The sequence below is a fragment of the Belnapia sp. genome, from assembly GCF_059504005.1.
This window is the reverse complement of record NZ_JCACHU010000069.1, coordinates 18,857-43,616: the sequence shown is the minus strand read 5'-3', so window position 1 is coordinate 43,616 and position 24,760 is coordinate 18,857. Positions and strand designations below refer to the sequence as shown.

Annotated in this window: 24 protein-coding genes; 10 read left to right on the top strand and 14 right to left on the bottom strand. The window is 71.7% G+C overall.

Annotation, left to right across the window (positions count from 1 at the left end; all coding sequences use genetic code 11):
- The first annotated feature begins 11 nt into the window (after positions 1 to 11).
- The 5 genes from pstC to phoB are packed head-to-tail and all read left to right on the top strand — an operon-like array spanning position 12 to position 4,183.
- Positions 12 to 965, top strand: coding sequence for a phosphate ABC transporter permease subunit PstC (gene pstC, locus AC5JJ1_RS10500; protein ID WP_495785168.1), 954 nt, complete (start codon positions 12 to 14; stop codon positions 963 to 965).
- A 4-nt stretch (positions 966 to 969) separates the two neighbouring features.
- Positions 970 to 1,857: a phosphate ABC transporter permease PstA gene (gene pstA / locus AC5JJ1_RS10495; protein WP_495785065.1), complete on the top strand. Its 888-nt coding sequence runs from the start codon at positions 970 to 972 to the stop codon at positions 1,855 to 1,857.
- Between the two features lie 14 nt (positions 1,858 to 1,871).
- On the top strand, positions 1,872 to 2,708 hold the full coding sequence (pstB, locus tag AC5JJ1_RS10490) for a phosphate ABC transporter ATP-binding protein PstB (protein ID WP_495785064.1): 837 nt from the start codon (positions 1,872 to 1,874) through the stop codon (positions 2,706 to 2,708).
- Positions 2,709 to 2,730: 22 nt separating this feature from the next.
- A complete protein-coding gene (gene phoU / locus AC5JJ1_RS10485) occupies positions 2,731 to 3,450 on the top strand; it encodes a phosphate signaling complex protein PhoU (RefSeq protein WP_495785063.1) in 720 nt (239 codons plus the stop codon).
- A 16-nt stretch (positions 3,451 to 3,466) separates the two neighbouring features.
- On the top strand, positions 3,467 to 4,183 hold the full coding sequence (gene phoB / locus AC5JJ1_RS10480) for a phosphate regulon transcriptional regulator PhoB (protein WP_495785062.1): 717 nt from the start codon (positions 3,467 to 3,469) through the stop codon (positions 4,181 to 4,183).
- Positions 4,184 to 4,219: 36 nt separating this feature from the next.
- Here phoB and AC5JJ1_RS10475 read toward each other — a convergent pair whose 3' ends face one another.
- The 5 genes from AC5JJ1_RS10475 to AC5JJ1_RS10455 all read right to left on the bottom strand — a co-directional run bounded on the left by AC5JJ1_RS10475 (position 4,220) and on the right by AC5JJ1_RS10455 (position 8,366).
- Positions 4,220 to 4,684 carry a GNAT family N-acetyltransferase gene (locus AC5JJ1_RS10475; RefSeq protein ID WP_495785061.1) on the bottom strand — a complete coding sequence of 155 codons (465 nt, stop codon included), beginning with the start codon at positions 4,682 to 4,684 and terminating at the stop codon, positions 4,220 to 4,222.
- 5 nt (positions 4,685 to 4,689) lie between these two features.
- Positions 4,690 to 5,445, bottom strand: coding sequence for a creatininase family protein (locus AC5JJ1_RS10470; protein WP_495785060.1), 756 nt, complete (start codon positions 5,443 to 5,445; stop codon positions 4,690 to 4,692).
- A gap of 61 nt (positions 5,446 to 5,506) precedes the next feature.
- Positions 5,507 to 7,045, bottom strand: a complete 1,539-nt coding sequence (locus tag AC5JJ1_RS10465; protein ID WP_495785059.1) for a cryptochrome/photolyase family protein — start codon at positions 7,043 to 7,045, stop codon at positions 5,507 to 5,509.
- On the bottom strand, positions 7,045 to 7,644 hold the full coding sequence (locus AC5JJ1_RS10460) for a DUF6134 family protein (protein WP_495785058.1): 600 nt from the start codon (positions 7,642 to 7,644) through the stop codon (positions 7,045 to 7,047). The genes AC5JJ1_RS10465 and AC5JJ1_RS10460 overlap by 1 nt, the downstream gene beginning before the upstream one ends.
- Positions 7,644 to 8,366, bottom strand: coding sequence for an SDR family NAD(P)-dependent oxidoreductase (locus tag AC5JJ1_RS10455; RefSeq protein ID WP_495785057.1), 723 nt, complete (start codon positions 8,364 to 8,366; stop codon positions 7,644 to 7,646). Before AC5JJ1_RS10455 ends, AC5JJ1_RS10460 begins: the two co-directional genes overlap by 1 nt.
- A 115-nt stretch (positions 8,367 to 8,481) precedes the next feature.
- Between AC5JJ1_RS10455 and AC5JJ1_RS10450 the strand changes: the two genes are divergently transcribed.
- Positions 8,482 to 9,660: a M20 family metallopeptidase gene (locus AC5JJ1_RS10450; RefSeq protein ID WP_495785056.1), complete on the top strand. Its 1,179-nt coding sequence runs from the start codon at positions 8,482 to 8,484 to the stop codon at positions 9,658 to 9,660.
- 19 nt (positions 9,661 to 9,679) lie between these two features.
- On the opposite strand, the gene AC5JJ1_RS10445 is transcribed toward AC5JJ1_RS10450, so the two are convergent.
- Positions 9,680 to 10,405, bottom strand: a complete 726-nt coding sequence (locus AC5JJ1_RS10445) for a hypothetical protein (protein WP_495785055.1) — start codon at positions 10,403 to 10,405, stop codon at positions 9,680 to 9,682.
- A 227-nt stretch (positions 10,406 to 10,632) separates the two neighbouring features.
- On the opposite strand from AC5JJ1_RS10445, the gene AC5JJ1_RS10440 reads away from it, so the two are divergent.
- Positions 10,633 to 12,804: a malate synthase G gene (locus AC5JJ1_RS10440; protein WP_495785054.1), complete on the top strand. Its 2,172-nt coding sequence runs from the start codon at positions 10,633 to 10,635 to the stop codon at positions 12,802 to 12,804.
- Here AC5JJ1_RS10440 and AC5JJ1_RS10435 read toward each other — a convergent pair.
- The 4 genes from AC5JJ1_RS10435 to AC5JJ1_RS10420 are packed head-to-tail and all read right to left on the bottom strand — an operon-like array spanning position 12,801 to position 17,243.
- The gene (locus AC5JJ1_RS10435) at positions 12,801 to 13,694 is read right to left on the bottom strand and encodes a DMT family transporter (RefSeq protein WP_495785053.1); all 894 of its coding nucleotides are present in this window, start codon (positions 13,692 to 13,694) and stop codon (positions 12,801 to 12,803) included. The genes AC5JJ1_RS10440 and AC5JJ1_RS10435 overlap by 4 nt on opposite strands.
- Positions 13,691 to 14,935, bottom strand: a complete 1,245-nt coding sequence (locus AC5JJ1_RS10430; protein ID WP_495785052.1) for a M20/M25/M40 family metallo-hydrolase — start codon at positions 14,933 to 14,935, stop codon at positions 13,691 to 13,693. The genes AC5JJ1_RS10435 and AC5JJ1_RS10430 overlap by 4 nt, the downstream gene beginning before the upstream one ends.
- Entirely contained in the window at positions 14,932 to 16,197 is a 1,266-nt protein-coding gene (locus AC5JJ1_RS10425) for a flavin monoamine oxidase family protein (protein ID WP_495785051.1), read from the bottom strand. The genes AC5JJ1_RS10430 and AC5JJ1_RS10425 overlap by 4 nt, the downstream gene beginning before the upstream one ends.
- On the bottom strand, positions 16,197 to 17,243 hold the full coding sequence (locus AC5JJ1_RS10420; protein WP_495785050.1) for an MBL fold metallo-hydrolase: 1,047 nt from the start codon (positions 17,241 to 17,243) through the stop codon (positions 16,197 to 16,199). Before AC5JJ1_RS10420 ends, AC5JJ1_RS10425 begins: the two co-directional genes overlap by 1 nt.
- A 115-nt stretch (positions 17,244 to 17,358) precedes the next feature.
- Here AC5JJ1_RS10420 and AC5JJ1_RS10415 point away from each other — a divergent pair, with 115 nt between their 5' ends.
- Positions 17,359 to 17,592, top strand: a complete 234-nt coding sequence (locus AC5JJ1_RS10415) for a hypothetical protein (protein WP_495785049.1) — start codon at positions 17,359 to 17,361, stop codon at positions 17,590 to 17,592.
- A gap of 36 nt (positions 17,593 to 17,628) precedes the next feature.
- Here AC5JJ1_RS10415 and AC5JJ1_RS10410 read toward each other — a convergent pair whose 3' ends face one another.
- Positions 17,629 to 18,390: an SDR family NAD(P)-dependent oxidoreductase gene (locus AC5JJ1_RS10410; protein ID WP_495785048.1), complete on the bottom strand. Its 762-nt coding sequence runs from the start codon at positions 18,388 to 18,390 to the stop codon at positions 17,629 to 17,631.
- A gap of 238 nt (positions 18,391 to 18,628) precedes the next feature.
- On the opposite strand from AC5JJ1_RS10410, the gene AC5JJ1_RS10405 reads away from it, so the two are divergent.
- Positions 18,629 to 19,378, top strand: a complete 750-nt coding sequence (locus tag AC5JJ1_RS10405) for a substrate-binding domain-containing protein (RefSeq protein WP_495785047.1) — start codon at positions 18,629 to 18,631, stop codon at positions 19,376 to 19,378.
- Between the two features lie 75 nt (positions 19,379 to 19,453).
- On the opposite strand, the gene AC5JJ1_RS10400 is transcribed toward AC5JJ1_RS10405, so the two are convergent.
- From AC5JJ1_RS10400 to AC5JJ1_RS10390, 3 genes are all read right to left on the bottom strand, one after another.
- The gene (locus AC5JJ1_RS10400; RefSeq protein ID WP_495785046.1) at positions 19,454 to 20,890 is read right to left on the bottom strand and encodes an NAD-dependent succinate-semialdehyde dehydrogenase; all 1,437 of its coding nucleotides are present in this window, start codon (positions 20,888 to 20,890) and stop codon (positions 19,454 to 19,456) included.
- A gap of 133 nt (positions 20,891 to 21,023) precedes the next feature.
- Entirely contained in the window at positions 21,024 to 22,052 is a 1,029-nt protein-coding gene (locus AC5JJ1_RS10395; RefSeq protein WP_495785045.1) for a Gfo/Idh/MocA family protein, read from the bottom strand.
- 63 nt (positions 22,053 to 22,115) lie between these two features.
- Positions 22,116 to 23,111 (bottom strand): NAD(P)-dependent oxidoreductase, encoded by a 996-nt coding sequence (locus tag AC5JJ1_RS10390; protein ID WP_495785044.1) that lies wholly within the window; start codon positions 23,109 to 23,111, stop codon positions 22,116 to 22,118.
- A 185-nt stretch (positions 23,112 to 23,296) separates the two neighbouring features.
- Between AC5JJ1_RS10390 and AC5JJ1_RS10385 the strand changes: the two genes are divergently transcribed.
- On the top strand, positions 23,297 to 24,688 hold the full coding sequence (locus tag AC5JJ1_RS10385; RefSeq protein ID WP_495785043.1) for a dipeptidase: 1,392 nt from the start codon (positions 23,297 to 23,299) through the stop codon (positions 24,686 to 24,688).
- Positions 24,689 to 24,760: the final 72 nt, after the last annotated feature.

The following is a 24,760-nucleotide window of genomic DNA, read 5'->3' as shown; positions in this document are numbered from 1 at the left end:
AGGCCAGCACTATGACGACGGGCGTGCGGCGGGCTTCGGCTGCGCGCCGGGGCAATCTCGGCGACGCGCTTTTCGCGGCGGCCTGCCAGGCAGCGGGCGCCTTCGTGCTGCTGCTGCTCGGCGGCATCATAGTCGAGCTCTTCATCGGTGGGCTGCCGGCCTTCCGGGCCTTCGGCCTGCCCTTCCTCTGGTCGACGGAATGGGACCCGGTGGCCGAGGTCTTCGGGGCCGGCGTCTCCATCTACGGCACCGTGGTGACGGCGGTGCTGGCGATCCTGCTGGCCGTGCCGCTCGCCTTCGGCGTCGCCTTTACGCTCACCGAGCTGGCACCCGTATGGCTGCGGCGGCCGGTGGGCACGGCGGTGGAGCTGCTGGCGGCCGTGCCGTCCATCATCTACGGCATGTGGGGCTTCTTCGTCATCGCGCCGCTGATGGCGCAGCATGTCCAGCCGGCGCTGATCGACAGCCTCGGCGAGCTGCCGGGCATCGGCTTCCTGTTCCAGGGGCCGCCCTTCGGCACGGGCATCCTGACCGCGGCGCTCATCCTCGCCATCATGATCCTGCCCTTCATCGCGGCGACCATGCGGGACGTCTTCGAGCAGGTGCCACCCGTCTTCAAGGAGAGCGCCTACGGCCTCGGCTGCACCACCTGGGAGGTGATGCGGGGCGTCGTGCTGCCCTACACGCGCATCTCGGTCGCGGGCGGCGTCATGCTGGGGCTCGGCCGCGCGCTCGGGGAGACGATGGCCGTCACCTTCGTCATCGGCAACGCGAACCGCATCACGACGACGCTGTTCGGGCCGGGCAACACCATCGCCTCGGTGGTGGCGCTGGAGTTCGGCGAGAGCGAGACGGGAAGCCTGAAGCTGTCGGCGCTGCTGGCGCTCGGCTTCATCCTCTTCGTGCTCTCCTTCATCGTGCTGGCCACCTCGCGCTTCCTGCTGCGCTCCCGGTTGAAGGGCTGATCCGATGAGCGCCACGGCACATCCCGCGCTGACCCCGGTCAAGGATGCCGGCGCGGCAGCCCGGCTCGGCCGGCGGCGGAAGCGCACCGACCTCGTCATCCGCAGCCTCTCGCTGGTGGCGACGGGGATTGGGCTCCTCTTCCTCGCCTCGATCCTGGTGACGCTTTTCGTCAAGGGCTTCGGGGCGATGAACCTCTCGGTCTTTACCGAGGTGACGAAGGCGCCGGGCTCGGAGGGCGGGCTGCTCAACGCCATCGTCGGCAGCCTCATCCAGGTGGTGCTGGCGACGCTGGTCGGCACGCCGATCGGCATGCTGGTCGGCACCTATCTCGCCGAGTACGCCCGGGGCTCGCGCTTCGGCGACGTTGTGCGCTTCGTCTCTGACATCCTGCTATCGGCGCCCTCGATCCTGATCGGCCTTTTCGTCTACCAGCTGCTGGTGCTGCCCTTCGGCGGCTTTTCGGGCTGGGCGGGCGTCGCGGCGCTGGCCATCATCATCATCCCGATCGTAGTGCGGACGACGGAAGACATGCTCACCCTCGTCCCCAACACGCTGCGCGAGGCGGTGATCGGGCTCGGCGCGCCGAAATGGAAGATGATCGTGCTGGTGAGCTGGCGCTCGGCGATCTCGGGCATCATCACCGGCGTGCTGCTCGGCATCGCCCGCATCGCGGGCGAGACGGCGCCGCTGCTCTTCACCAGCCTCGGCAACAACGCCTGGTCGACCAACCTCGCGGCGCCGATGCCGAGCCTGCCGATCACCATCTACTCCTATGCCGGCTCGCCCTTCCAGGACTGGATCGAGCTGGCCTGGGCCGGCGCCCTGATCATCACCCTCGCCGTGCTGCTGCTGAATATCGGCGCGCGCAGCCTGCTGCGCAGCGGCAAGTGAAGGAGTCCCAATCTATGAGCCAGTCCGCGATGGACGACAAGATCGCCGCCCGGCCGAATATCGGCGCCATGCAGGCACGCTCCGACGCCGCGCTGAACGGGGCGAAGCTGGCGATCAGGGAGCTCGACTTCTACTACGGTGCGCACAGGGCACTGAAGGGGATCGGCCTCGACATCCCGGCGCGGCAGGTGACGGGCATGATCGGCCCCTCGGGCTGCGGCAAGTCGACGCTGCTGCGGGTGCTGAACCGGATGTACAGCCTCTATCCCGGGCAGCGGGCGGAGGGGCAGGTGCTGCTCGACGGCGAGAACATCATCGACGGCAGCGTCGACCTGAACGCGCTGCGCTCGAAGATCGGCATGGTGTTCCAGAAGCCCACCCCCTTCCCGATGACCATCTACGAGAACATCGCCTTCGGCGTCCGGCTGCACGAGCAGCTGAACAAGGCGCAGATGGACGAGCGGGTGGAGTGGGCGCTGACGCGGGCGGCGCTCTGGTCGGAGGCGAAGGACCGGCTCAACACCTCGGCCATGGGCATGTCGGGTGGGCAGCAGCAGCGGCTCTGCATCGCGCGCACCATCGCGGTGCGGCCGGAGGTGATTCTGTTCGACGAGCCGACTTCGGCCCTCGACCCGATCTCGACCCTCAAGATCGAGGAGCTGATCGACGAGCTGAAGCGCGACTTCACCATCGCGATCGTCACCCACAACATGCAGCAGGCCGCGCGCTGCGCCGACCAGGTGGCCTTCTTCTACCTGGGCGAGCTGATCGAGGTGGCGCCGGCGGGGCAGCTCTTTACCGCGCCGAAGCATCCGAAGACGCAGGAATACATCACCGGCCGGTTCGGCTGAGGCGGAGGCGGAGGCGGTGAAGATGGAACCGATGGCCGAGCATACCGTGCGCGCCTATGGCGAGGAGCTGCAGCGGCTGCGCGACATGATCGCCCGCATGGGCGGCCTCGCCGAGCGGCAGGTGGCGGATGCCGTAGCCTCGCTGGTGCGGCGCGACTCCGACCTCGCCACCGAGGTGGTGGGGCGCGACGGCGCGATCGATGCGCTGGAGCGGGAGGTCGAGAATTTCTGCATCCGCATCTTGGCGCTGCGCCAGCCGGTGGGGCAGGACCTGCGGCTGGTCATCGCCTGCCTCAAGATCAGCCATGGGCTGGAGCGTATCGGCGACTACGCGCGCAACGCGGCGAAGCGCAGCATCGTCCTCGCCCAGCAGCCGACGGTCGGCAGCCTCAATGGCTTCAACCGCATGGCCGTGCTGGTGCAGGAGAACCTGAAGGGCGCGATCGACGCCCTGGTGAATGACGACGCCGCGCGCGCCGACGAGGTCTGGGAGGCGGACGAGCCGGTCGACCAGGTCTATAACGGCATCTTCCGCGAGATGCTGACGCATATGATGGAGGATCCCCGCAACATCACCGCGGCGACCCACCTCCTCTTCGTCGCCAAGAACCTCGAGCGCATCGGGGACCATGCGACGAACATCGCCGAGACGGTGCATTATGCGGTGAGCGGCGAGAACCTGCCGGATGAGCGGCCGAAGGGCGACGGCTCCGCCTATGCCGTGGTCCGGCCGCCAGGCTGAGGGAGGAACAGGTCTCATGCCGGACATGGTCCAGGGCCATGCCAAGCCGACCATCCTGGTCGTCGAGGACGAGGCGCCGCTGATCACGCTGCTGCGCTACAACCTCGAGAAGCAGGGCTTCCGCGTCGAGGAGGCGGCCGACGGGCAGGAGGCGCTGCTGCGCGTCGCCGAGGCGAGGCCTGATCTCGTCCTGCTCGACTGGATGCTGCCGGCGCTGTCGGGGATCGAGGTCTGCCGGCAGCTCCGCCGCAAGCCGGCGACGCGGGACCTGCCGATCATCATGGTGACGGCGCGGACCGAGGACCAGGATGCCGTCCGGGCGCTCGATACCGGCGCCGACGACTACATCGCCAAGCCCTTCGCCATGGACAGCCTGCTGGCGCGCATCCGGGCCCTGCTGCGGCGCTCGGGGAGCATCGCCACCAAGGGGACGCTCTCCTACCTCGACATCACCATGGACCAGGATGCGCATCGGGTGACGCGGGCCGGCCGCCCGCTGCATCTCGGCCCGACCGAGTACCGGATGCTGGAGTTCTTCCTGCAGAACCCCGGGCGCGTCTTCAGCCGGGAACAGCTGCTGGATGCCGTCTGGGGGCGGGACATCCATGTCGAGCCGCGGACGGTCGACGTGCATATCCGCCGGCTGCGCAAGGCGATCAACGTCGATGGCGGGGCGGATGTGATCCGTACCGTGCGCTCCGCCGGCTATGCGCTGGACCAGGATGGCGACTAGAGCGGGTTCCGTCCGACCTGGCTCACGGAATCCGCCCTAACCGTCGCGGCGGATGATGAAGCCGTTCCCGACCGGCTCCATGCCGAGCTTCGGGTACCAGGTCATAGGATCGGGCGCCGAAAGCAGCAGCAGCATGCAGCCGGGGCCGAGGATGCGCTTGGTCTCGGCGATGAGGGCGCGGCCGATGCCCTTCCCCTGTCCCGCGCGGACGACGCAGAGGTCGGACAGGTAGCAGCCATAGGCGAAGTCGGTGAAGCTCCGGGCGGCGCCGACCAGCCGTCCCGCCTGGTCACGGGCGGTGACGATGAGGTTGGAGCCGGCGACCATGGCGGCCATGCGCGCCGCGTCATCCACCGGGCGGACGAGGCCGGAGTCGCGGACCACGGCGGTGTATTCCACCGGGTCGAGGCAGCCCTCCTCGCGGGCGAAGGCGATGCCGGGCGGCGGCGACGCCAGCGCAACCCAGGCGGCATGGCCGGTGACGAGCGGGTAGTCGGACATCGGCGTCAGGCCCAGAGCTTCGGGTTGCGGAGGAGTTCCGCCATGCGGCCGGCGATGGCATCGAGCAGGCGCTCGCCCTTCTCCGCCGTCGCCAGGCGGGCGTCGCCGATGACGCCGGAGGGCGAGATCGCCTTGAAGGAGCGGCGGAGGGCGAGGCCGGTGGGCTGGCCCTCGACGCGGGTGGTGTGCGGGCCATGCGCCTCGGGCAGTCGCCCGGTGCGGACGCTGGACGGGCGGAGGTGGAGCATCATGCTCGTCTCCGCCTCGCAGGCATGCATCAGGCCGGGCTGGCGCTCGAGGATCGGGGCGATGACCTCGGGCGTGGCGTGCCAATAGGTGGCGGCGGCGACGCGAATGCCGAACTCGATCGAGAACTCGCCGGCGGCGACGGCGACGGCTTCGGCATTCCCGCCATGGCCGTTCAGCAGCATCATCCGCCGGAAGCCGTGGCGGGCGGCAGATTTCACGATGCCACGCAGCATGCCGGCGAAGCTCGCATAGTCCAGCGTGACGGTACCGCCGAAATCCATGTGGTGCTCGGCGAGGCCGGTCCAGACGCAGGGCGTAACGACGACGGGGCCGCCGAGGCGCCGCGCCGTCTCCTCGGCGACGGCGGTGGCGAGGATGATGTCGACGCCGGTCGCCAGGTGCGGACCGTGCTGCTCGAGCGAGGCGACGGGGATGACGACCAGCGCATCCGCCGCGGCGCGGGCGCGGAGCTCCTCGGCGGTGAGGCGCATCCATTCGATCTCGTCGGCCATGATCCCCACCCCGCCCCCTGCGGCGCTCTGCCCAGGGATGATGCGCCGGCGCCGGGGCGGGTCAAGCCTCGGGGCGCATCTCCGGCCCGGCGAGGAAGGCGGCGGCCTGGGCGCGCAGCGCGTCCCGCTTCTCGGGCGCCATCTTGCGCAGGGTCTGCAGCGGCATGGCCATGCGCGGGTTGCCGGTGAAGCGGCGCTCGTGCCGGGCGATGAAGTCCCAGTAGAGGGCGTTCATCGGGCAGGCATCGGGCCCGGTCGCCGCCTTCACGTCGTAGCAGCAGCGGCGGCAGTAGTCCGACATGCGGTTGATGTAGGCGCCGCTCGCCGCATAGGGCTTGCTCGCCATCATGCCGCCATCGGCATGCAGCGCCATGCCATGGGTGTTGGGCAGTTCCACCCATTCGAAGGCATCGGCATAGACGGCCATGTACCACTCGTTCACCTGCGCCGGGTCGAGGCCGGCGAGGAGGGCGAAATTGCCGGTGACCATCAGGCGCTGGATGTGGTGGGCATAGGCCAGGTCGCGGGTCTGGCGGACGACCTGCTTCAAGCAGTTCATCCGCGTCTCGCCCCCCCACCAGGACCAGGGCAGCGGCCGCGTCGCCTCCAGCGCGTTGAGCGCCGCATAGTCGGGCATCTTCAGCCAGTAGAGGCCGCGGACATATTCGCGCCAGCCGAGGATCTGGCGGATGAAGCCCTCGACCGCGTTAAGCGGTGCGCGGCCGGCGCGATAGGCAGCCTCGGCGGCCTCGCAGCAGGCACGGGGCGAAAGGAGGCCGAGGTTGAGGCTGGTCGAGACCAGGGCGTGGAACAGGATGGGCTCGCCGGTCGCCATCGCGTCCTGGTGGTCGCCGAAGCGGGCGAGGCGGGTGGCGATGAAGTCGTCCAGCGCCGCGGCCGCCTCGGTTGCCGTCACCGGCCAGGCAAAGGCCTCCAGCGTACCGAAATTGGCGGGGAAGCGCGCCTCGACCAGGTCGATCACCTCCCCGGTGATGGCGTCCGGCGCCGGACGACGGGGCGGCGGGGCGGCGAGGCCGGGGGTGAGGGGGCGGCGGTTCTCGGCGTCGTAATTCCACTGGCCGCCGACGGGGCCGTCAGGGTCCATCAGCAGGCCGGTCTCGCGGCGCATCTCGCGGTAGAAGAACTCCATCCGCCACTGCCGCCGGCCCTGGGCCCAGCGGCGGAAGCGCGGCAGCGTGCAGAGGAAGCGCGCATCCTCGCGGATCTCGACGGGGAGGCCGAGGCTTTCCTCCCAGCCGCGCATCGCCGCCAGCAGGCGCCATTCGCCGGGGAAGGCGCAGACCACGCCCTCCGGCCGGTGGCGGGCGATGGCGCGGGCCAGCTCGCCGGTCAGCGTGCCGGTGTTGCCCGGATCGTCGAGGCGGATGTAGTCGACCGTGACGCCGCGGGCGCGGAGCTCTGCCGCGAAATGGCGCATGGCGGAGAGCACCAGCACCAGCTTCTGCTTGTGGTGCGGGACATAGGTGCACTCACCCATGACCTCGGCCATGAGCACGACGTCGCGGGCCGCATCGAGGCCCTCGAGGGCGGCGATGTCAGGGGTGAGCTGGTCGCCGAGGATGAGGCGAAGGGCGCCCATCAGGCCCTCTCGTAGGTGACGAGGCTGCCGTCGTCGCCCCTGGTGCGCCAGGCGAGCCAGGTGCCGTCGGCGGAGTACTGCCCCTCGCCCTCCTCGTCGCCGGTCGCGCGCCAGGTCGCGCCGCCGCCGGGACCGGGTTTGCGGTCCCATTGCAGGCGGAGCGGCTTGCCGGTCTCGTTGTCGAAGAGCGGGCGGTCGAAGCGGCGCGCGTCCCACCAGGTCAGCGGCGCCGCTTCGGCCGGGAGGCGTTGCGGGCCTCCGGGCCCCTGGACCAGGATGACGCCGCCCTCGGCCCGCGCCGTCATGGCCGTCACCGTGCCGTTGCGGTCATGGCGGGAGGTGGCGGAGCGCAGGCGGTCGCCGGCCCAGACCTCCGTGAAGTCGTGGTTGAGGCGGAAGACGGTGATGCCGACCAGCCTCACATGGACCGCCACCTCGGTGCGGGCGGTGAGTTCGCCGCCGGCCTCGCTGAGCGTCACCGTATGGGTGCCGATGTCGCTGCCCTCGCGCATGATGCGGAAACGGGTGACGGCGGGGAGCGCAACGGCGGGACTGGCCAGGAACGGCAGCGTCAGCAGCGGTAGGCGGCGGCGCAGCATCACCCGCGGCCGCGGAGGCTGGACCGTCCGCCATCGACGCCGATCACCTGGCCGGTGATCCAGCCCGAGGCCTCGGAGAGCAGGAAGTCGGCGAGCGCCGCCGCATCCTCGGCCTCGCCCAGGCGGGGGATGGGATGCAGCTTGGCGATGGCCTCCGCCATCTGCGGGTTCTTCGTCATGGGGGTGGCGATGCCGGTGCGGGTGAGGCTCGGGGCGATGCAGTTCACCCGCACCGATGGCGCCAGTTCGGCGGCGAGCGCAAGGGACAATCCCTCGACCGCGGCCTTGGCGGAGCCGATCACGGCATGGGCCGGGAAGCCGGCACGGGCGGCGACGGAGGAGAAGAGGACGACGCTCCCCTGCCCCGCTGCCAGCGCCGGCGCCGCGGCCTGCACGGCAAGCGCGGCGGCGGTGACGTTGAGGGCGAAGGTCTCGGCGAAATCCGCCGGCGTCGCGCGGGCGAGCGGCTTCATCACGATGGAGCCGATGCAGAAGGCAAGGCCGGAAAGCGGGGTGCCGGCGGCGGCGATGGCGGATTTCAGGGCGGCCGGGTCGGTGACGTCGCAGGGCGCGGAGGGGGCGCGCAGCTCCTCGGCCAGAGCCGAAAGCCGGCCGGCATCGCGGCCGATGAGGAAGAGCGGCGCCCCACGCGCGGCGAGGCGGCAGGCGAGCGCCCCGCCGATGCCGCCGGTGGCGCCGAGGATGGCTACAGGTCCCGACATTCGCATTCCTTCGCTTTCCGGGCCGAGATGGGGGCGCGAGGCGGGAGCGGAAGGGGCCCTTGCCTCGCGGGGGCGGCGGGGACAGGCTGAGCCTCCGCCCTTCGACGAGGCCCGCATGAGCACCGAATCCGCCGTCACCGCCTGGCTCGCCACCCAGCAGGAGGCGATGCTCAAGGTGCTGGAAGCCATGGTGAACACCGATGGCGGCAGCTACGACAAGCCCGGCGTCGATGCGGTCGGGCGGGTCGTTCAGGACTTCATGGCCGCGGAGGGCATCCCGGTCGAGGTCATCCCGCAGGAGCGCTATGGCGACTGCCTGAAGGCGCGGGTGGCGGGCGGCGAGGCTCTGGCCTCGGGCAACGAGAAGCAGGCGATCGTGCTGATGGGGCACCGCGACACGGTCTTCCCCAAGGGCGAGCCGGAGCGGCGGCCCTTCCGCATCGAGGGCGGCATCGCCACCGGCCCGGGCGTCGCCGACATGAAGGCGGGCCTGGTGATGAACATGTTCGTCCTCGCCGGCTTCCAGCGCTTCGGCGGGGCGGCGGGGCCGCTGGTCGGGCTCTTCACCGGCGACGAGGAGATCGGCAGCCCGGAAGGGCGGGCGGTGATCGAGGCAACGGCGCGGGAGGCGCGCGTCGTCTTCAACTCGGAGCCGGGGCGGCCCAGTGGCGGGGTGGTGACGGGGCGGAAGGGCGGCGTCTTCTCCGTCTTCGACATCGAGGGGAAGGCGGCGCATTCGGGCGGCAATTTCGAGGCGGGCATCAGCGCCATCGGCGAGCTGGCGGCGAAGATCACCGCGCTGCATGCGCTGACTGATCTCCGGCGCGGCATCACACTGAATGTCGGCCTGGTCGCGGGCGGGCAGAGCGTCAACACCGTGGCGCCCTGGGCGCAGGGGCAGATCGACCTCCGCTACAAGGAGCCGGCGGACCGGGACGAGGTGATGGCCAGGATCCACGCCATCATCGAGCGGGCCTATGTGCCGGGCACGCGCTCCCGCCTCACCATCCGCGGCGAGTTCCTGCCGCTGACGCAGAGCGAGGCGGCGGCGAGGCTGTTCGACATGTACCGCGCCGCGGCGGGGGAGAGCGGGCTCGCCATCACCGGCGAGTTCAGCGGCGGCTGCGCCGACAGTGGCTTCACCGCCGCGGTCGGGGCGCCGACCATCTGCGCCGTCGGGCCGGTGGGCGGCAAGGCGCACAGCCCGGAGGAGTATCTGGAGGTCGCTAGCCTCGTGCCGCGGGCCCAGGCCATGACGCGGGCCATCCTGCGGCTGGACCGAGCCGGCCTCTGATCGCCTGGGCCCGGCCCACTCAGCCCTGCCTGCCGAACAGCTCGACGGCGCGGCCATAAACCGCGTCATCCACCCGGCAGCCGATCCAGCTCGCGCCGCGCGGCGGCTGCGGGCAGTGGGACGGGCCGATCTCCTGCGTCACCACCGCGTCGAGCAGGGCGCGGAGCCGGTCCGGGTGGTTGATCCGCCCCTCTGGGCCGAACAGGTCGAGATCTTCGGTCGGCTGGACCCCGGCCGCGCGGGCCGCGCGCACCGCGGTGATGGGCGGGGTCGTCTCATTCTCGACGCAGCCGCCGCCGTCGCGCCGTTCGCTCGGCGGCACGGAGGGGGCGCCGGAGCAATCGCCCGGCGGCGAGTAGCGCCGGAGGATGTCGGCGGCGGAGCGGGCGTTGTGGCGGGCCTGGTACTGCTGCATCAGGTCGATGAAGGCGCGGACCGCATAGGCCGGGTCGTCGAACCGCGCGAAGCCGTTGGCATTGGCCCCGGTCTGGCCGGGCCAGCGGCCGCTCAGGTTGGGGCCCTTGAGGCCAACCCAGTTGTTGTTGCGCAGGCCGAAGGGCGCCGTGCCGGGATCGAAGGTCACGGTCTCGAAGGAGCCGCTCTCCTGCCGGGCGAGGAGGCCGCTGACGGTCTGTTGTCCGTCGCGCCGTGGCACGGAATCGCCCTGGGCGAAGGCGGCGTCGGCGAAGGACAGGACGGAGGCGAGTGCCAGCGCGCAGCCGGCCTGGGACAGTCGGTTGATCATGGCATTTCCCCTCTTGGCCGCCGCCGGGAAGGCTGCTCCGCGGGACGGCCGCTGGCGCCGCTAACAGCCTGCTCCGCCGCTTGGTTCCTCACCGGATCCGGCGCATCGCCTCCTGCAACGGAAGGCTCCGTCCGGCCCTCCGCGGCGTTGCCGGAGCTGTCAGCCCCCGCCCCTTTGCGGCCAGGCGCGTTTCCGCCTAGTTAGCCGGGGAATGAGGGAGGCTACCCATGGCGGAACGGGTCGAGGTTGCGGGGCTTGGCGTCGAACGGCTGCTCAAGGACTTCATGGAGCAGGAGGCCCTGCCGGGCACCGGGGTGACGCCGGAGCGGTTCTGGGCCTCCTATGCCGCCATCCTGCGCGACCTCGCCCCCCGCAACGCCGCCCTGCTGGCCAGGCGCGACGAGCTGCAGGCGAAGATCGACGCGTGGCACCGGGCCAATCCGGCGCGCCCGGTCGATGCGGCGGCCTATACGGCCTTCCTGCGCGAGATCGGCTACCTCGTGCCCGAGGGGCCGGCCTTCCAGGTCGGCACCAGCAATGTCGACGCTGAGTTCGGCCATGTCGCCGGGCCGCAGCTGGTCGTGCCCGTCTCCAATGCCCGCTACGCGCTGAACGCCGCCAATGCGCGCTGGGGCAGCCTCTATGACGCGCTCTACGGCACGGATGCCATCCCCGAAGATGGCGGGGCGGAGCGCGGGCGGGGCTTCAACCCGAAGCGCGGCGAGAAGGTCATCGCCTTCGCGCGGGCGACGCTCGACCGGATCGCGCCGCTGGCCGGCGGCGTCTCTCATGCCGAGGCGAAGTCCTATGCGATCCTCGCCGGGGCGCTGTCCGTTGGGCTAAAGGACGGGCGGAGCGTCGGCCTCGCCCAGGCGGGCCAATGCGTCGGCTACCAGGGCGAACCGGCCTCGCCCACCGCCATCCTCTTCGTCCATCACGGGCTGCATGCGGAGCTGGTGATCAACCGCGACCATCCGATCGGCAAGGACGACCCGGCGGGCGTCGCCGACCTGGTGCTGGAGGCGGCCGTCACCACCATCGTCGATTGCGAGGACAGCGTCGCCGCGGTGGATGCCGAGGACAAGGTGGTGGTCTACCGCAACTGGCTCGGGCTCATGGCGGGAACGCTGGAGGCGAGCTTCGAGAAGGGCGGCAAGACGCTCGTCCGCAAGCTGAGCCCGGACCGGACTTACCTGAAGCCAGGCGGCGGGGCCGTCACGCTGCATGGTCGCTCGGTGATGCTGGTGCGCAATGTCGGCCACCACATGATGACGGACGTGGTGACGCTCGACGGCGCCGAGACGCCGGAGACGATCCTCGATGCCATGTGCACCGTGGCGATCGCGCTGCACGACCTGCGCGGCCAGGGCCGCGGGCGCAACAGCCGCGCCGGCAGCGTCTACATCGTCAAGCCGAAGATGCACGGGCCGGAGGAAGTGGCCTGGGCGAACGAGCTCTTCGGCCGCGTCGAGGACGCCTTCGGCCTGCCGCGGGCGACGCTGAAGATGGGCATCATGGACGAGGAGCGCCGGACGACGGTGAACCTCATGGAATGCATCCGCGCCGCGCGCGACCGCGTCGCCTTCATCAACACCGGCTTCCTCGACCGCACCGGCGACGAGATCCACACCTCGATGGCGGCCGGCGCGGTGCTGCGCAAGAACGACATGCGCGGCACGCCCTGGATCAGGGGCTACGAGGACTGGAACGTCGATGTCGGCCTGGCCTGCGGGCTGCGCGGCCGGGCGCAGATCGGCAAGGGCATGTGGGCCGCGCCCGACGCGATGGCGGAGATGCTGAAGCAGAAGGTCGGCCACCCGAAGGCCGGCGCCAACACCGCCTGGGTCCCCTCCCCCACCGCGGCCACCCTGCATGCGCTGCATTACCACGAGGTCGACGTCGCGGCCCGGCAGGAGGAGCTGGTGCAGGGCGGGCGCCGCGCGAAGCTCGAGGACATCCTCGCCATCCCGCTGGCGACCGACACCAACTGGCCGGCGGATGCGGTGCAGGCGGAGCTCGACAACAACTGCCAGGGCATCCTCGGCTATGTGGTGCGCTGGATCGACCAGGGCGTCGGCTGCTCCAAGGTGCCGGACGTCCATGATGTCGGGCTGATGGAGGACCGGGCGACGCTGCGCATCAGCGCCCAGCACATCGCCAACTGGCTGCAGCACGGCATCGCCACCGAGGGGCAGGTGATGGAGACACTGAAGCGGATGGCAAAGGTGGTCGACGGGCAGAATGCCGGCGACCCGCTCTACCGCCCGATGGCGCCGGACTATGACGGCGTGGCCTTCAGGGCCGCCTGCGACCTGATCTTCCAGGGTGCAGCGCAGCCGAACGGCTATACCGAGTTCGTCCTGACGGCGCGGCGGCGGGAGGCGAAGGCGGCGGGCTAGGCAGGGTTGGCGCGGCGAGCCTCCCGCCGCGCGATCCAGCTCGTGCTGGCGAAGATGATCAGCCCGCCGATCCAGGTCGCCGGGCCGGGGATGTCGCCCCAGACGGCGAAGCCGAAGAGCGAGGCCCAGATCAGCTCAAGGAATTTGATCGGCTGGGTCACCGACATGTCGGCGAGGCGGAAGGCCCGCGTCAGGCAGATATGCCCCGCCGTGCCGATCGTGCCGCAGAAGGCGAAGGCGGCCCATTGGCCCGCCGACGGCCATTCCCAGTTCGGCAGCGCGAAGGGCAGGCTGAACAACGCGACGCCGAGCGACTGCCACACGACGATGACATGCGGCGAATCCCGCCGCGTCAGCGCCTTGGTGATGAGGAAGGAGGCGGCGAAGAGCGGCGAGGAGGCGAGCATCACGAAGCCGTAGGCACCGGCGCCGCCGGAAAGGTTGGGCGAGACGACGACGAGCACGCCGCAGAAGCCGATCAGCGCCGCGACCCAGCGGGCCGCGACCATCCGCTCGCGCAGGAACACGACGGCGCCGAGCATGATGAAGAGCGGCGTGGTGAAGCCGAGCGCCGTCATGTCGGCCAGCGGCACATGCGGCACGGCGATGAACCACAGCAGCAATCCGGAGGTGTGGATGGCGCCGCGCCAGATCTGCCCCGCGAGGTTGGCGGGACGATAGGCGGCCCAGCCGGCGCGCAGGATGAAGGGCAGCATCACCAGCACACCGAAGCTGTAGCGCAGGAAGCCGGTGACGAAGGGGTCGAGCTGCTGGGCGAGCAGGCGAAGCGTGCCGTTCAGCAGGATGAAGAGCAGGCCGGAGGCCAGCATCCACAGGATGGCACGGGCGGTGTCGCTCGCCGCGGCGATGCGGGGCAGGCTGAGGCTCATGCGGCGAGGAAGTCGAGCGCCGCCAGGGCATGGACCTGGGCGACCTGGCGCAGCTCCTCGACCAGGACGTACTCGTCGGCGCCGCCCATGTTGTGGGGCGCCGGGCCATAGACGATGGTCGGCAGCCCGGCCATGCGGAACCAGCGAGCATCCGAGCCGCCGACGCGCATGTTGACGGCGCATGGGGTGCCGAGCACCTCAATCGCCGCGGCGGCGGCGCGGCGGACGAGCTCATGCTCCGGGTCGGTGTGGTTCGGCTCGAAGCGGCGGAGGATGCGCCAGGCGATGCCCTCGCGGCCGTCGAGCGCCGCGGCGAGCGCGGTCTCGGCGGCGGCGCAGGGAAGGCCGACGGGGAGGCGGATGTCGATCCCGGCGCGGGCGGAGGCCGGGACGAGGTTGGTGGAGGTGCCGCCCTCGATGCGGCCGACATTCACGGTGATGCTGCCGAGCACCTCCGCCTCGCCAGCGCCGGACAGCGCCTCGGATACGGGGCGCGCCGCGGCGATGGCGGCGATGACGGCGGCGGGCGGCGCGGGCCGCAGCGCGCGCAGCCCCCGCACTGCATCGAGCGCGGCGCAGAGGCGGTCGAGCGCGTTCACGCCGAGATGGACATGGGCGCCGTGGCTGGCGCGGCCCGATGCCTCGACCTCAATCCAGAGGAAGCCCTTCTCGCCGAAGCGCAGCACGCGCGGGCTGCCTGCATCGCCGATGATCACGGCATCGCCGCGGGCCTCGGGAACATTGTCCATCAGCCATTTCGTGCCGAGCGGGCCCATGGATTCCTCGTCGCCGGCCAGCGTCAGCACCGCCTCGCCGCGCCAGAGCCCGGGATGGGCGGCGAGCAGCGCCAGCGCCGTGATGGAGGCGGCGATGCCGCCCTTCATGTCGGCGCTGCCGCGGCCGTAGAGGCGGCCCTCGCGCAGCAGGCCGCCGAGGGGCGGGACGGTCCAGGGCAGCGCCTCGTTCACCGGATAGGTGTCGAGATGGCCATTGAAGACCAGGCGGCGGCCGGGGGCATGGCCCCGCACCCGGGCGACCAGGTTCGCAACCTGGTCCGAGGTCGGGTGGAGGGTGATCTCGGCCGCCGGGATGAGCTCGCGGATCAGCCGGGCGGCGGCCTCGGCGCAGGCGCGGACATCGCCGGGCGGGTTGGGGGACGGGATGGCGACCAGCGCCCGGGTCAGGGCGACGACCCGATCCCCGCAGGCGGCGGCTTCGGCGGCGAAGGTGGTGCGGTTCATCCCCGGAGCGTAGCGGATATCGCGTCCGCCGCCGCCATGCCGCTTGCCCAGGCGCCGCCGACCGTCCCGGCATAGCGGGTGTGGCAGGCCTCGCCGGCGAAGCGGATGCGGCCATCGGCGAGGCTCGCCCCGGCGAGCGCCGCGCGGGCGCCGGCCGCCCCGGGCCGGGCAAAGGTATAGGCGCCGAGGAAGAGCGGGTTCTCGCCCCAGTCGGTGGCGACGGCCTTGTGGGGGAAGGCGCGCGCGATCTCGGCCGCGCCGAAATACCGGGCGAGCTCGGCCCGGGCATAGGCCTCGGCGGCGGCCAGGCCCTCGCGGGCGAGCGCCCAGGCGGCCTCGCCGCCGAGGAAGCCGATGGCATGGTCGCGGCCGAAGGGGCTGACGACCCAGGACATCGGTCGGTCCCCCTCTCCCTCCACCATGCGGCCGAGCCGGGCGAAGGGGCCGAAGCCGAGTCCGGCGCCGCCACGCAAGGCGATCTTCGAGAGCAGCGCCATGGGAAGGCCGGCGATGGCGCTCTCCACCTCGGCCGGCAGGCCGGGCTGGAAGCGAAGGGCGCCGGAGGCCAGGGCGCCGGTCGAGAGGGTGACGATGCAGGCGCGGGCGCGGATGGTGCCGCGGGGGCCCTCGAGGGTGATGTGGCGGTCGGCCTCCAGGCGGTGGATGGGCGTCGCAAGCTGCACCGGCAGGCCCTCGGCGAGGCGCGCGACCAGCGTGCCGAGGCCTTCCGCGACCTGCGGGTTCTCGCCGTCGAGCCCCGTGTCGACGTAGTCGCGGAGGCTGTTCCGCTCCGGCTCGACGCCGCAGATGGTGGTGCCAAGCCAGTGGGAGACGGTCGCGTCCCATGGGCCGCCGCGAGGCACAGCCTCGGCGATGGGCATGTCGGGCCCGCCCTGCGCGGCGCGGGCCTCGGCGGCCTCCTCCCAGGCATCGCAGGCCGCGTCGTGGGCCGCCTTCTCGGCCGGGGTCGCGGGGCGGTCGCGGATGAGCAGGATGTCGCGGCGGCGCCGCTCGCCCTCGAAGAGGGTGAAGCCGAGGCGGCGGGCGATGGGCGTCAGCGGGTTGTGCTCGGCGACGTGCAGCCAGGAGGCGCCGTGGTCGAAGGGGGTGCCGAGGCTGGCGCTCTCGGTGAAGGCCCGGCCGCCAGGGCGCGTGCCGGCCTCCAGCACCAGGCAGGACCGGCCCAGCTCGGCGAGGCGGGTGGCGGCGCCGATGCCGGCGGCGCCGGCGCCGATGATGGCGATCTCGGTCTCGGTGGGCATCAGATGGTCCGGAAGCGGGCGACCTGGCCTGGCTCGACGCGCAGCCGGCCCTGGCGTTCCAGGCGGCGGAGATGCGCCAGCGTCTCGCCCACGGTGAAGCTCACCTGGCCCATCTCCTGCGCGGCGCGGGGAAAGAGGAATTGGGCGGCCTCATAGGCGGTGAGCGGCTCGCGGCAGGCCTCGGCGAGCGCATCCAGCCGCTCGGCATGGTGGGCGGCCAGCATGTCGAGGCGGCGGTGCAGCGTGGCGAAGGGCTCGCCATGGCTGGGCAGGACCAGCGTGTCCTCCGGCAGGGCGCGGAAGCGGTCGTTGCTGGCGAGGAAGTCGCCGAGCGGGTCGGCCTCCGGCTCCCCGGGATGGAGGCCGATATAGGGCGAGATGCGGGGCAGGACCTGGTCGGCGGAGATCAGCAGGCCGCGCTCTGGGCTGTAGAGCGTCGCCATGTCCGGCGCATGGCCGGCGCCCGTCATCACCCGCCATTCGCTGCCGCCGATGGTGACGCCGCGGCCGTCCTTCAGCGCGTGGAAGCTGCGCGGCAGCTCGCCGACGGCGCGCTGGTAGAGGGCGCCGCGGCCCTCGACGAAGGCGAGGAATTCGGGCGGGCAGCCGGCGCGGGCATAGTGCTCGACCTGCTGCGCCATCATGTGCGGGCCGCTGTCGTACCAGAGGGCGCGGGCCATCAGCCATTCGATGCGGGTCATCATCGGCAGGATGCCGAAGCGCCCGCAGAGCCAGCCGGCGAGGCCGACATGGTCGGGGTGGAAATGGGTGACGAGCAGCGCCGTCAGCGGCCGGCCGCCGAGCGCGGGCTGGGCCAGGAGCTGGTCCCAGAACCCGCGGGTGGTGCGGCTGGCGATGGCGGTGTCGATCGCGAGCCAGCCGCCCTCATGCTCGAGCAGCCAGATGTTCACATGGCCCGGCGCGAAGGGCAGCGGCATGCGGGCGCGCAGCAGGCCGGGCTGGATGGTGCGGAGCTCGCCGGGCGGCGGCGCCTCGGGCGGCAGCGGGGCCGGGACATAGGCGGGGGGGTTGGTCTGGTCCGGCATCCGGCGCTCCCGTTGGGCGGGAAGGATAGGTCGCTATCGGTTGCCTTGTCGATGCGGCGCTTGCATCCCCCGGGTGCCGGGCCGTTATGCTCGGGTCATCTGAGGGAGGTGGTGGATGGCGCCGGAAGTCTTCGTTCTGCTCAGCGGCAGCCTCAGCTTCGGGGTGCCGCTCGTCTTTGCCATCCGCGAGCTGCGGAACCTGAAGCGCGGCGATGGCGGCGGCTGGCGGCCGGATCCGCTGCCGCCGGCGCCGAAGCCCCTGCCGATCGGCGGCAGCGGCAAGCCGCTGCCCGATTGCCTCATCCCGAAGCGGCTCCCGGCAAGGCCGCGGGAGCTGGAGCGGGTCTGAGTGGTCCTGCACGCTGCCATGGAGCGCAGGCGGGCATCATAGCTGCACGCCGCGGGTGAGCGCGCCGTCGATCACCAGGTTGGTGCCTGTGGTGAAGGAGGAGGCGGGGCTCGCCAGGAAGACCACGCTGCGGGCGATCTCCTCGGGTAAGGCCATGCGGCCCGTGGGGTTGAGCGCCAGGGCCTCGGCGAAGAGCGGGGCGTTGTTCCGCTCGATCCACTGCCAGATGCCGCCCTCGAAATAGGTGTTGCCGGGGGAGACGGTGTTGGCGCGGATGCCCTTTCCGGCCAGACGGTAGGCGAGGCCCTGCGCATAATGCACGAGCGCGGCCTTGAAGGCGCCATAGGCCGGGCCGGTGAAGTCGATCTCGCGGCCGGAGACGGAGGAGATGATGGTGACGGAGGCGGATTTCGACGCCTCCAGATGCGGCAGCGCGGCATTGACCGTGCGGACCGTGTGCATCAGGTCGGTCTCGAAGCCGCGGCGCCAGGCCTCTTCGCTGTCGTCGACCGCAAGCGCCGAGACATTGGCAACGACCAAGTCGATGCCGCCGAGGGCGGCGGCGCTGGCCGCGACCCAGGCCTCCAGCCCGGCCTTGTCAGCGACATCCACCGCCTGGCCGAAGGCGGTCACGCCCCTCGCCTCAAGCGCGGCGACGGCTGCCGCCACATCTGCCGCATCGCGGGCGCAGAGGGCGACATGGGCGCCCTCGGCCGCGAAGAGCTCGGCGCAGCGGCGGCCGATGCCCTTGCTGCCGCCGGTGACGATAGCCCGCAGGCCACGAAGGCCGAGATCCATACCCCTCTCCTCTCGCTGGTGCGGGCCGAGGGTCGGCCAGCGCGCGGGCCGACGCAACATGCGGTTGGCGGCCGTAGCGGCCAGGTCGGCCACGGGCGGCGGGAGGAGCGCCCGCAATCGGCCTGGGCCTTGGATGTTGCAGGGGCCAAGGCACGGCGGCGGAACATGCACGCCCGGCGGTAGGCGGGCGGCGGGCGGCGCGGTAGAGCAGGCGGCCTATATGTTTCGGAGTCCTGGTATGCGTCGTCGCCTCGCGATCGCCCTCGCCACCTGGTGGATGGCGGCTCCGGCGGCCCTTGCGGCGGAGTTGGAGGTGATGAGCGCCGGGGCGATGGAGCCGGGGCTGGGGCCGGCGGTGCGGGGCTTCAGCCGTGCCTCCGGCCAAGCCGTGCAGGTCCGCTATGGCACGGCGCCGATGCTGCAGCAGGCGCTGGCGGATGGCGAGGCGCCGCAGCTGATGGTCGGACCAGAGTCGTTAATGGTCGGGCTGGTGCGGGCGGGGCGGCTGGCTGGCGAGCCGGTAGCGCTCGGGCGGGTCGGGGTCGGGGTGGTGACGCGGCCGGACCTTGCGATCCCGCCGGTCGCGGATGCGGAGGGGCTACGCCGGCTGGTGAGCAGCGTGCAGTCGGTGGTCTTCAACCGCGCCTCGACAGGGCTCTACATGGAGCGGCTGTTCGAGCGGCTGGAGCTGGGCGGGGTGGTGGCGCCGAAGGCCCGCCGCTACCGGACCGGGGCGGAGGTGATGGCACATCTGCTGCACGGGACGGGGCCGGAGGTCGGCTTCGCCCCGATCACCGAGATCCGGGCGACGCGCGAGCTGCGCTATGTCGGCCCGCTGCCGCCGGAGCTGCAATCCTACACGACCTACAGCGCGGCGCTGACGCCCGAGGCGCCGGCCGCGGCGGAGGCGCTGCTGCGCTGGCTGACCGGGCCGGAGGCGCTGGCCGCCTACGAGGCCGCCGGCCTCGAGACGGCGATGCTGCGCTGATCCAACTCAAGGATTCCAGGGGCCCGCGGGCCCCTGGCAAGCGAAGCCCGGGGAGGGCAAGGCCCTCCCCGAATCTCAGAGTCCGGCCTGGCTGACGAATTTCGTGTTCAGGTAGGCCTCGATGGCCTCCGTGCCGCCCTCGGAGCCGTAGCCGCTGTCCTTGATGCCGCCGAAGGGCACCTCGGGCAGGGCGAGGCCCAGATGGTTAATGGTCATCATCCCGCTCTCGACCTTGGCGGCGATGGCGTTCGCCGTCTTGGCCGAGCGGGTGAAGGCGTAGGAGGCGAGGCCGTAGGGCAGGCGGTTGGCCTCCTCCACGACCTCGTCGAACTCCTTGAAGGGCGCGATCATGGCGAGCGGCCCGAAGGGCTCCTCGTTCATCATCCGCGCCTCCTTTGTGACGCCGGTCAGCACGGTGGGCGCGTAGAAATAGCCCTTGTTGCCGATGCGCTCGCCACCCGTATGGACTTCCGCGCCGCGCTGGCGGGCATCGGCCATCAGCCCCTCCATCCAGGGGATGCGGCGGTCATGCACGAGGGGGCCCATCTGGACGCCCTGCTCCATGCCGTTGCCCACCTTCACCGCCTTCGCCGCGGCGACGAATTTCTCGACGAAGGGCTCGTAGTGCTTCTCCTGCACGAGGAAACGCGTCGGGCTGACGCAGACCTGGCCGGCATTGCGGAATTTGGCGCCCGCCAGGGTCTTCACCGCGAGATCGAGATCGGCGTCGTCGAAGACGATGGCCGGGGCGTGGCCGCCGAGCTCCATCGTCACGCGCTTCATGTGCTGGCCGGCCAACGCCGCGAGCTGCTTGCCGACCGGGGTGGAGCCGGTGAAGGTCACCTTCTTGATGGTCGGGTGCGGGATCAGGTACTCGCTGATCTCGGCCGGGATGCCGTAGACCAGGCCGACGACGCCCGCGGGCAGGCCGGCATCGACGAAGCAGCGGACCAGCTCGGCCGGGGAGGCCGGGGTCTCCTCGGGGGCCTTGACGATGATCGAGCAACCGGTGGCGACGGCGGCCGAGAGCTTGCGGACGACCTGGTTGATCGGGAAGTTCCAGGGCGTGAAGGCGGCAACGGGGCCGACCGGCTCCTTCACCACCAGCTGGTAGACGCCCTCGGCGCGGGCGGGGATGACGCGGCCATAGGCGCGGCGGGCCTCCTCCGCGAACCAGTCGATGATGTCGGCGCCGGCCAGCGTCTCCATCTTCGCCTCGGGCAGCGGCTTGCCCTGCTCGGCGGTCATCAGCGCCGCGATCGCGTCGGCGCGGGAGCGGAGGATGTCGGCGGCCTTGCGCATGAGCTTGGCGCGCTCGAAGGCGGAGACCTTCTTCCAGGCGGCGAAGCCCTTGGCCGCCGCCTCCAGCGCCTCGTCGAGGTCGTCGCGGCCGGCATGGGCGACCTCGCCGATCACCTCCTCGGTGGCGGGGTTGATCACCTCGAGGGTCTTGCCGGAGCGGCTGGCACGCCACTCGCCGTTGATGTGGAGCTGGACGGTCGGATAGGCCATGGGGGTCTCCTGGCTGTTTTGGGCGGGCCTTTGCCCGCCGGGGCCGATCAGGCGGGGCTCGCCCCGCCGGGCTCGGCCGGCAATGTGGCCCCGTCGCGGGACGGGGGCAACCCGGGGCGCCGTATCCATCGGGCTACAGCGTGACGAAGCGCCCCTGCCCCGCCCCGCGCAGCAGCGCCTCGATCAGGCGCTGGACGGCAAGGGCGCTGGCGCCCGAATTGCCGGGGGCCCGGCGCTCCGCGATGGCGTCGAGCATTTCCGCATGCAGGGCGCGGTGCGGGCCGTGGTCGAAGGCCATGGGGTCGGCGCCGCCGCCGCCGGCGCTGCCATGGTCGAGGATCTCGGGTGGGGCGCCGGCCAGATGGAGCTCCAGCCGCTCCGCCACGAGCATGGCGCTGCCGCCGGCGCCGGCGATCTCGATCCGCTCGGGGAAGCCGGGACGGGCGACGGTGGTTGCGTCCAGCGTGCCGACGGCGCCGTTGGCGAAGCGGAGGGCGGCGGCGACGATGTCCTCCGTGTCGATGGCGCGGAGCGGGCTGGTGCGGGCGAAGGCAGCGGCCTCCGCGACCGGTCCCATCAGGTGCAGCAGCAGGTCGATGGTGTGGATCGCCTGGGTAAGCAGCACGCCGCCGCCGTCGCGCGCCTTCATCCCTCGCCCGGGCTGGGCGAAATAGGCCGCGTCGCGCCACCAGCGGATGGTGGCGGAGGCCGAGAGCGGCGCCCCGAGCAGGCCGGCGTCGAGCGCCGCCTTCAGCCGGAGGGCGGCGGGGCGGAAGCGGTGCTGGAACACCACGCCGAGGGTGACGCCGGCGCGCCCGGCCATCGCCACCAGGGCTTCGGCGCGGGCGAGGTCGAATTCGAGAGGCTTCTCGACCAGCAGGTGCTTACCGGCGGCAGCCGCCGCCTCGGCGACGGGGAGATGGGCGGCAGGCGGCGTCAGCACCAGCACGAGGTCGAGGCCGGGTGCGGCGAGCAGGGCGTCCAGGCTGTCGAAGGCGGACACGCCCCATCGGGCGGCAAAGCCAGCGCGGCGCGCATCGGACGGGCTGAAGCCGCCGATCAGCCAGGCCCGCCCGGCGGCCTCGAGGTCACGAAGCGCCAGGACATGGGGTGCGACGGCCATCCCAAGGCCGATCATCCCGACGCCGATCATCCCCGCCATGGCATCCCTTCCCGCCCGCCTTGCGGCCATGGTGCCGTATCGGCCGGCGCGGGCAAGCCGCCCTTACGCGCCGATGCCGAGGCGGGCGATGCGATGCGCCCTGTCCGCATTCACGGCATGGTCCGGCAGGCGCCCTGCGGCAAGCGCCGTCACCTGCCGCACCGTGTCGAAGGCCTGGTGCTCGATGGCGGCCGGGGTGAGGCCGCCGACATGCGGCGTGGCGATCACCCGCGGATGCGCGGCCAGCTCCGGCGTCGGCATCTGGTCCGGGGCGCGGCCGACATCCATGGCGCAGCCGGCGAGATGGCCGCTGTCGAGGGCGGCACGCAGGGCAGCCTCATCCACCAGGTTGCCGCGCGACGGGTTGAGGAAGAAGGTGCCGCGCCGCATCCGCGCGAAGGCCGCGGCATCCAGCAGGTTCTCCGTCTGCTCGTTGGCGACGGCGAGGCAGACGGCGAAGTCGCTCTCGGCCAGCAGGCGGTCCAGCTCGACCTGCCCGATCCGCGGGTCCTCGACCCGGGCGAAGGGGTCCGCCACCAGCACGCGCATGCCGAGAGCGAGGCCGAGCGGGGCGAGATGGCGGGCGATGGCGCCGTAGCCGATGATGCCGAGCGTGCTGCCGCTGAGCTGCACGCCCATCCGCGCGGCCGGCACCTCGCCGCGATGGTAGCTGGCGGCGGCGGCGCCGATGCCGCGGGCGAGGTCCACCATCTGGCCGAGGACCAGCTCGGCGACGGAGGGGATGAAGCCGGGCGTGGCGCGGGTGACGAGGACGCCGGCGGCGCTGGCGGCCTCGACATCGACGTTGCGGATGTCGACCGCGCAGCGGAGGAAGGCGACGAGGTCCGGGGCATGCTCGAAGGTCGCCGCCTCGCCGGGCGACTGCCGGTAGCTGACGATGGCCTGGCAGCCGGCGGCGGCCTCGGCCAGGTCGCGGCCGGAGAGATGGCGGCTGGTTTCGTTGAGCCGGACCTCGGCAACCCGGCGGAGCGCCGCAACGGCGCGGGGGCCGTAATAGTTCTCCAGCGCATCCGGCGTATGCGTGAGATAGACCTGCATGCCTCCCTCCTCTTCCCAACGGGATCGTCAGTGTCCTTATCGCGCATGGCGGACCGTGGTGCGGCCCTTGCGTGACGGCACTGGCGCCGCCTCATGTTGCCAGAGCACCGTTCGTTCCGGCGTCGGGTCCGGCTGCGGGCCGCCTGCCACTTCCCGGACGGGGTCTACCGTGCTGGATTAGCCGCATGAGCGCCCATCTCCCCGACATCCTCGCCCGCCTCAATGCCAACGCCCCCGCGGCGGAGGCGAGGCTCATCGAATGGCTCCGCATCCCGAGCATCAGCGCGCAACCGGCGCATGCGGGGGACTGCCTACGCGCCGCCGAATGGGTGTGCGACCAACTCGGCGGCATGGGGTTCGACGCCGGAATCCGGCCGACGGCGGGGCATCCGGCCGTCGTCGCGCATCATCCGGGGCCGGGCGGGGCTGCGCCGCACCTGCTGTTCTACGGGCATTACGACGTGCAGCCCGCCGATCCGCTGGCGCTCTGGACTTCGCCGCCCTTCGAGCCCATGACCGTCGACGGGCCGCATGGGCGGCGCGTCGTCGCGCGAGGCGCCGTCGACGACAAGGGGCAGACGGCGATGTGGCTGGAAGCGCTGCGCGCCTGGCACGAGGTCGCCGGCGGGCCGCCCTGCCGCGTCTCCGTCCTGATCGAGGGCGAGGAAGAGGTCGGCTCTCCGAGCCTCGATGCCTTCCTCGCCGAGAACCGCGCGGAGCTTGCGGCCGATGTCGCGGTCATCAGCGACACGGGCATGTGGGACATCGACACGCCCGCCATCACCACGCGGCTGCGCGGCATGGTCTACGCGCAGATCGACCTGAAGGCCGCCTCGCGCGACCTGCATTCGGGCCTTTACGGCGGGGCGGCGCTCAACCCGATCAACGCGCTCTCGCGGGTCATGGGCGGGCTGCATGACGAGAACGGGCGGGTGCAGATCCCCGGCTTCTACGACGGCGTGGCCGAGGTCACCAACACGCAGCGCGTCGAGTGGGACAGCCTCGGCTTCGACGAGCGTGCCTTCCTCGGCGAGATCGGACTGGCGACGCCGGCGGGCGAGCGGGGGCGCAGCGCGCTGGAGCGGCTCTGGGCCCGGCCGACGGCCGACCTCAACGGCATCTGGGGCGGCTATACGGGGGATGGCAGCAAGACCGTCATCGCGGCGGAGGCGCATGCCAAGCTCTCCTGCCGGCTGGTCCCCGGGCAGGATCCGGCGAAGGTGGCAGAGGGCATCCGCCGCTTCGTCGCCGAGCGGCTGCCGCCCGATGCGACGGCGGAGGTGCAGGTTTTCACCACCACGCCGGGGATCGAGGTGCCGGCGGACAGCCGCTGGGTCGGCGCCGCGCGCGGGGCGCTGGCCGAGGAATACGGCCGTCCGGCCGTGCTGATCGGCAGCGGCGGGTCGATCCCGGTCGTCGAGAGCATGCGGCGGCTGCTCGGCCTCGACAGCCTGCTGGTCGGCTTTGGGCTGAATGACGACCAGGTGCACAGCCCAAACGAGAAGTTCGAGCTGCGCTGCCTGCACAAAGGCGCTCGCAGCCATGCGCGGATGCTGGCGGCCTTCGCCCAGGGGTAGGTCGCTCAACTGTAAGTGAGGGGTCGCGCTGCGGAACTCGACAGCGCGGCGCCTTGGTTTCAGCATCACTGC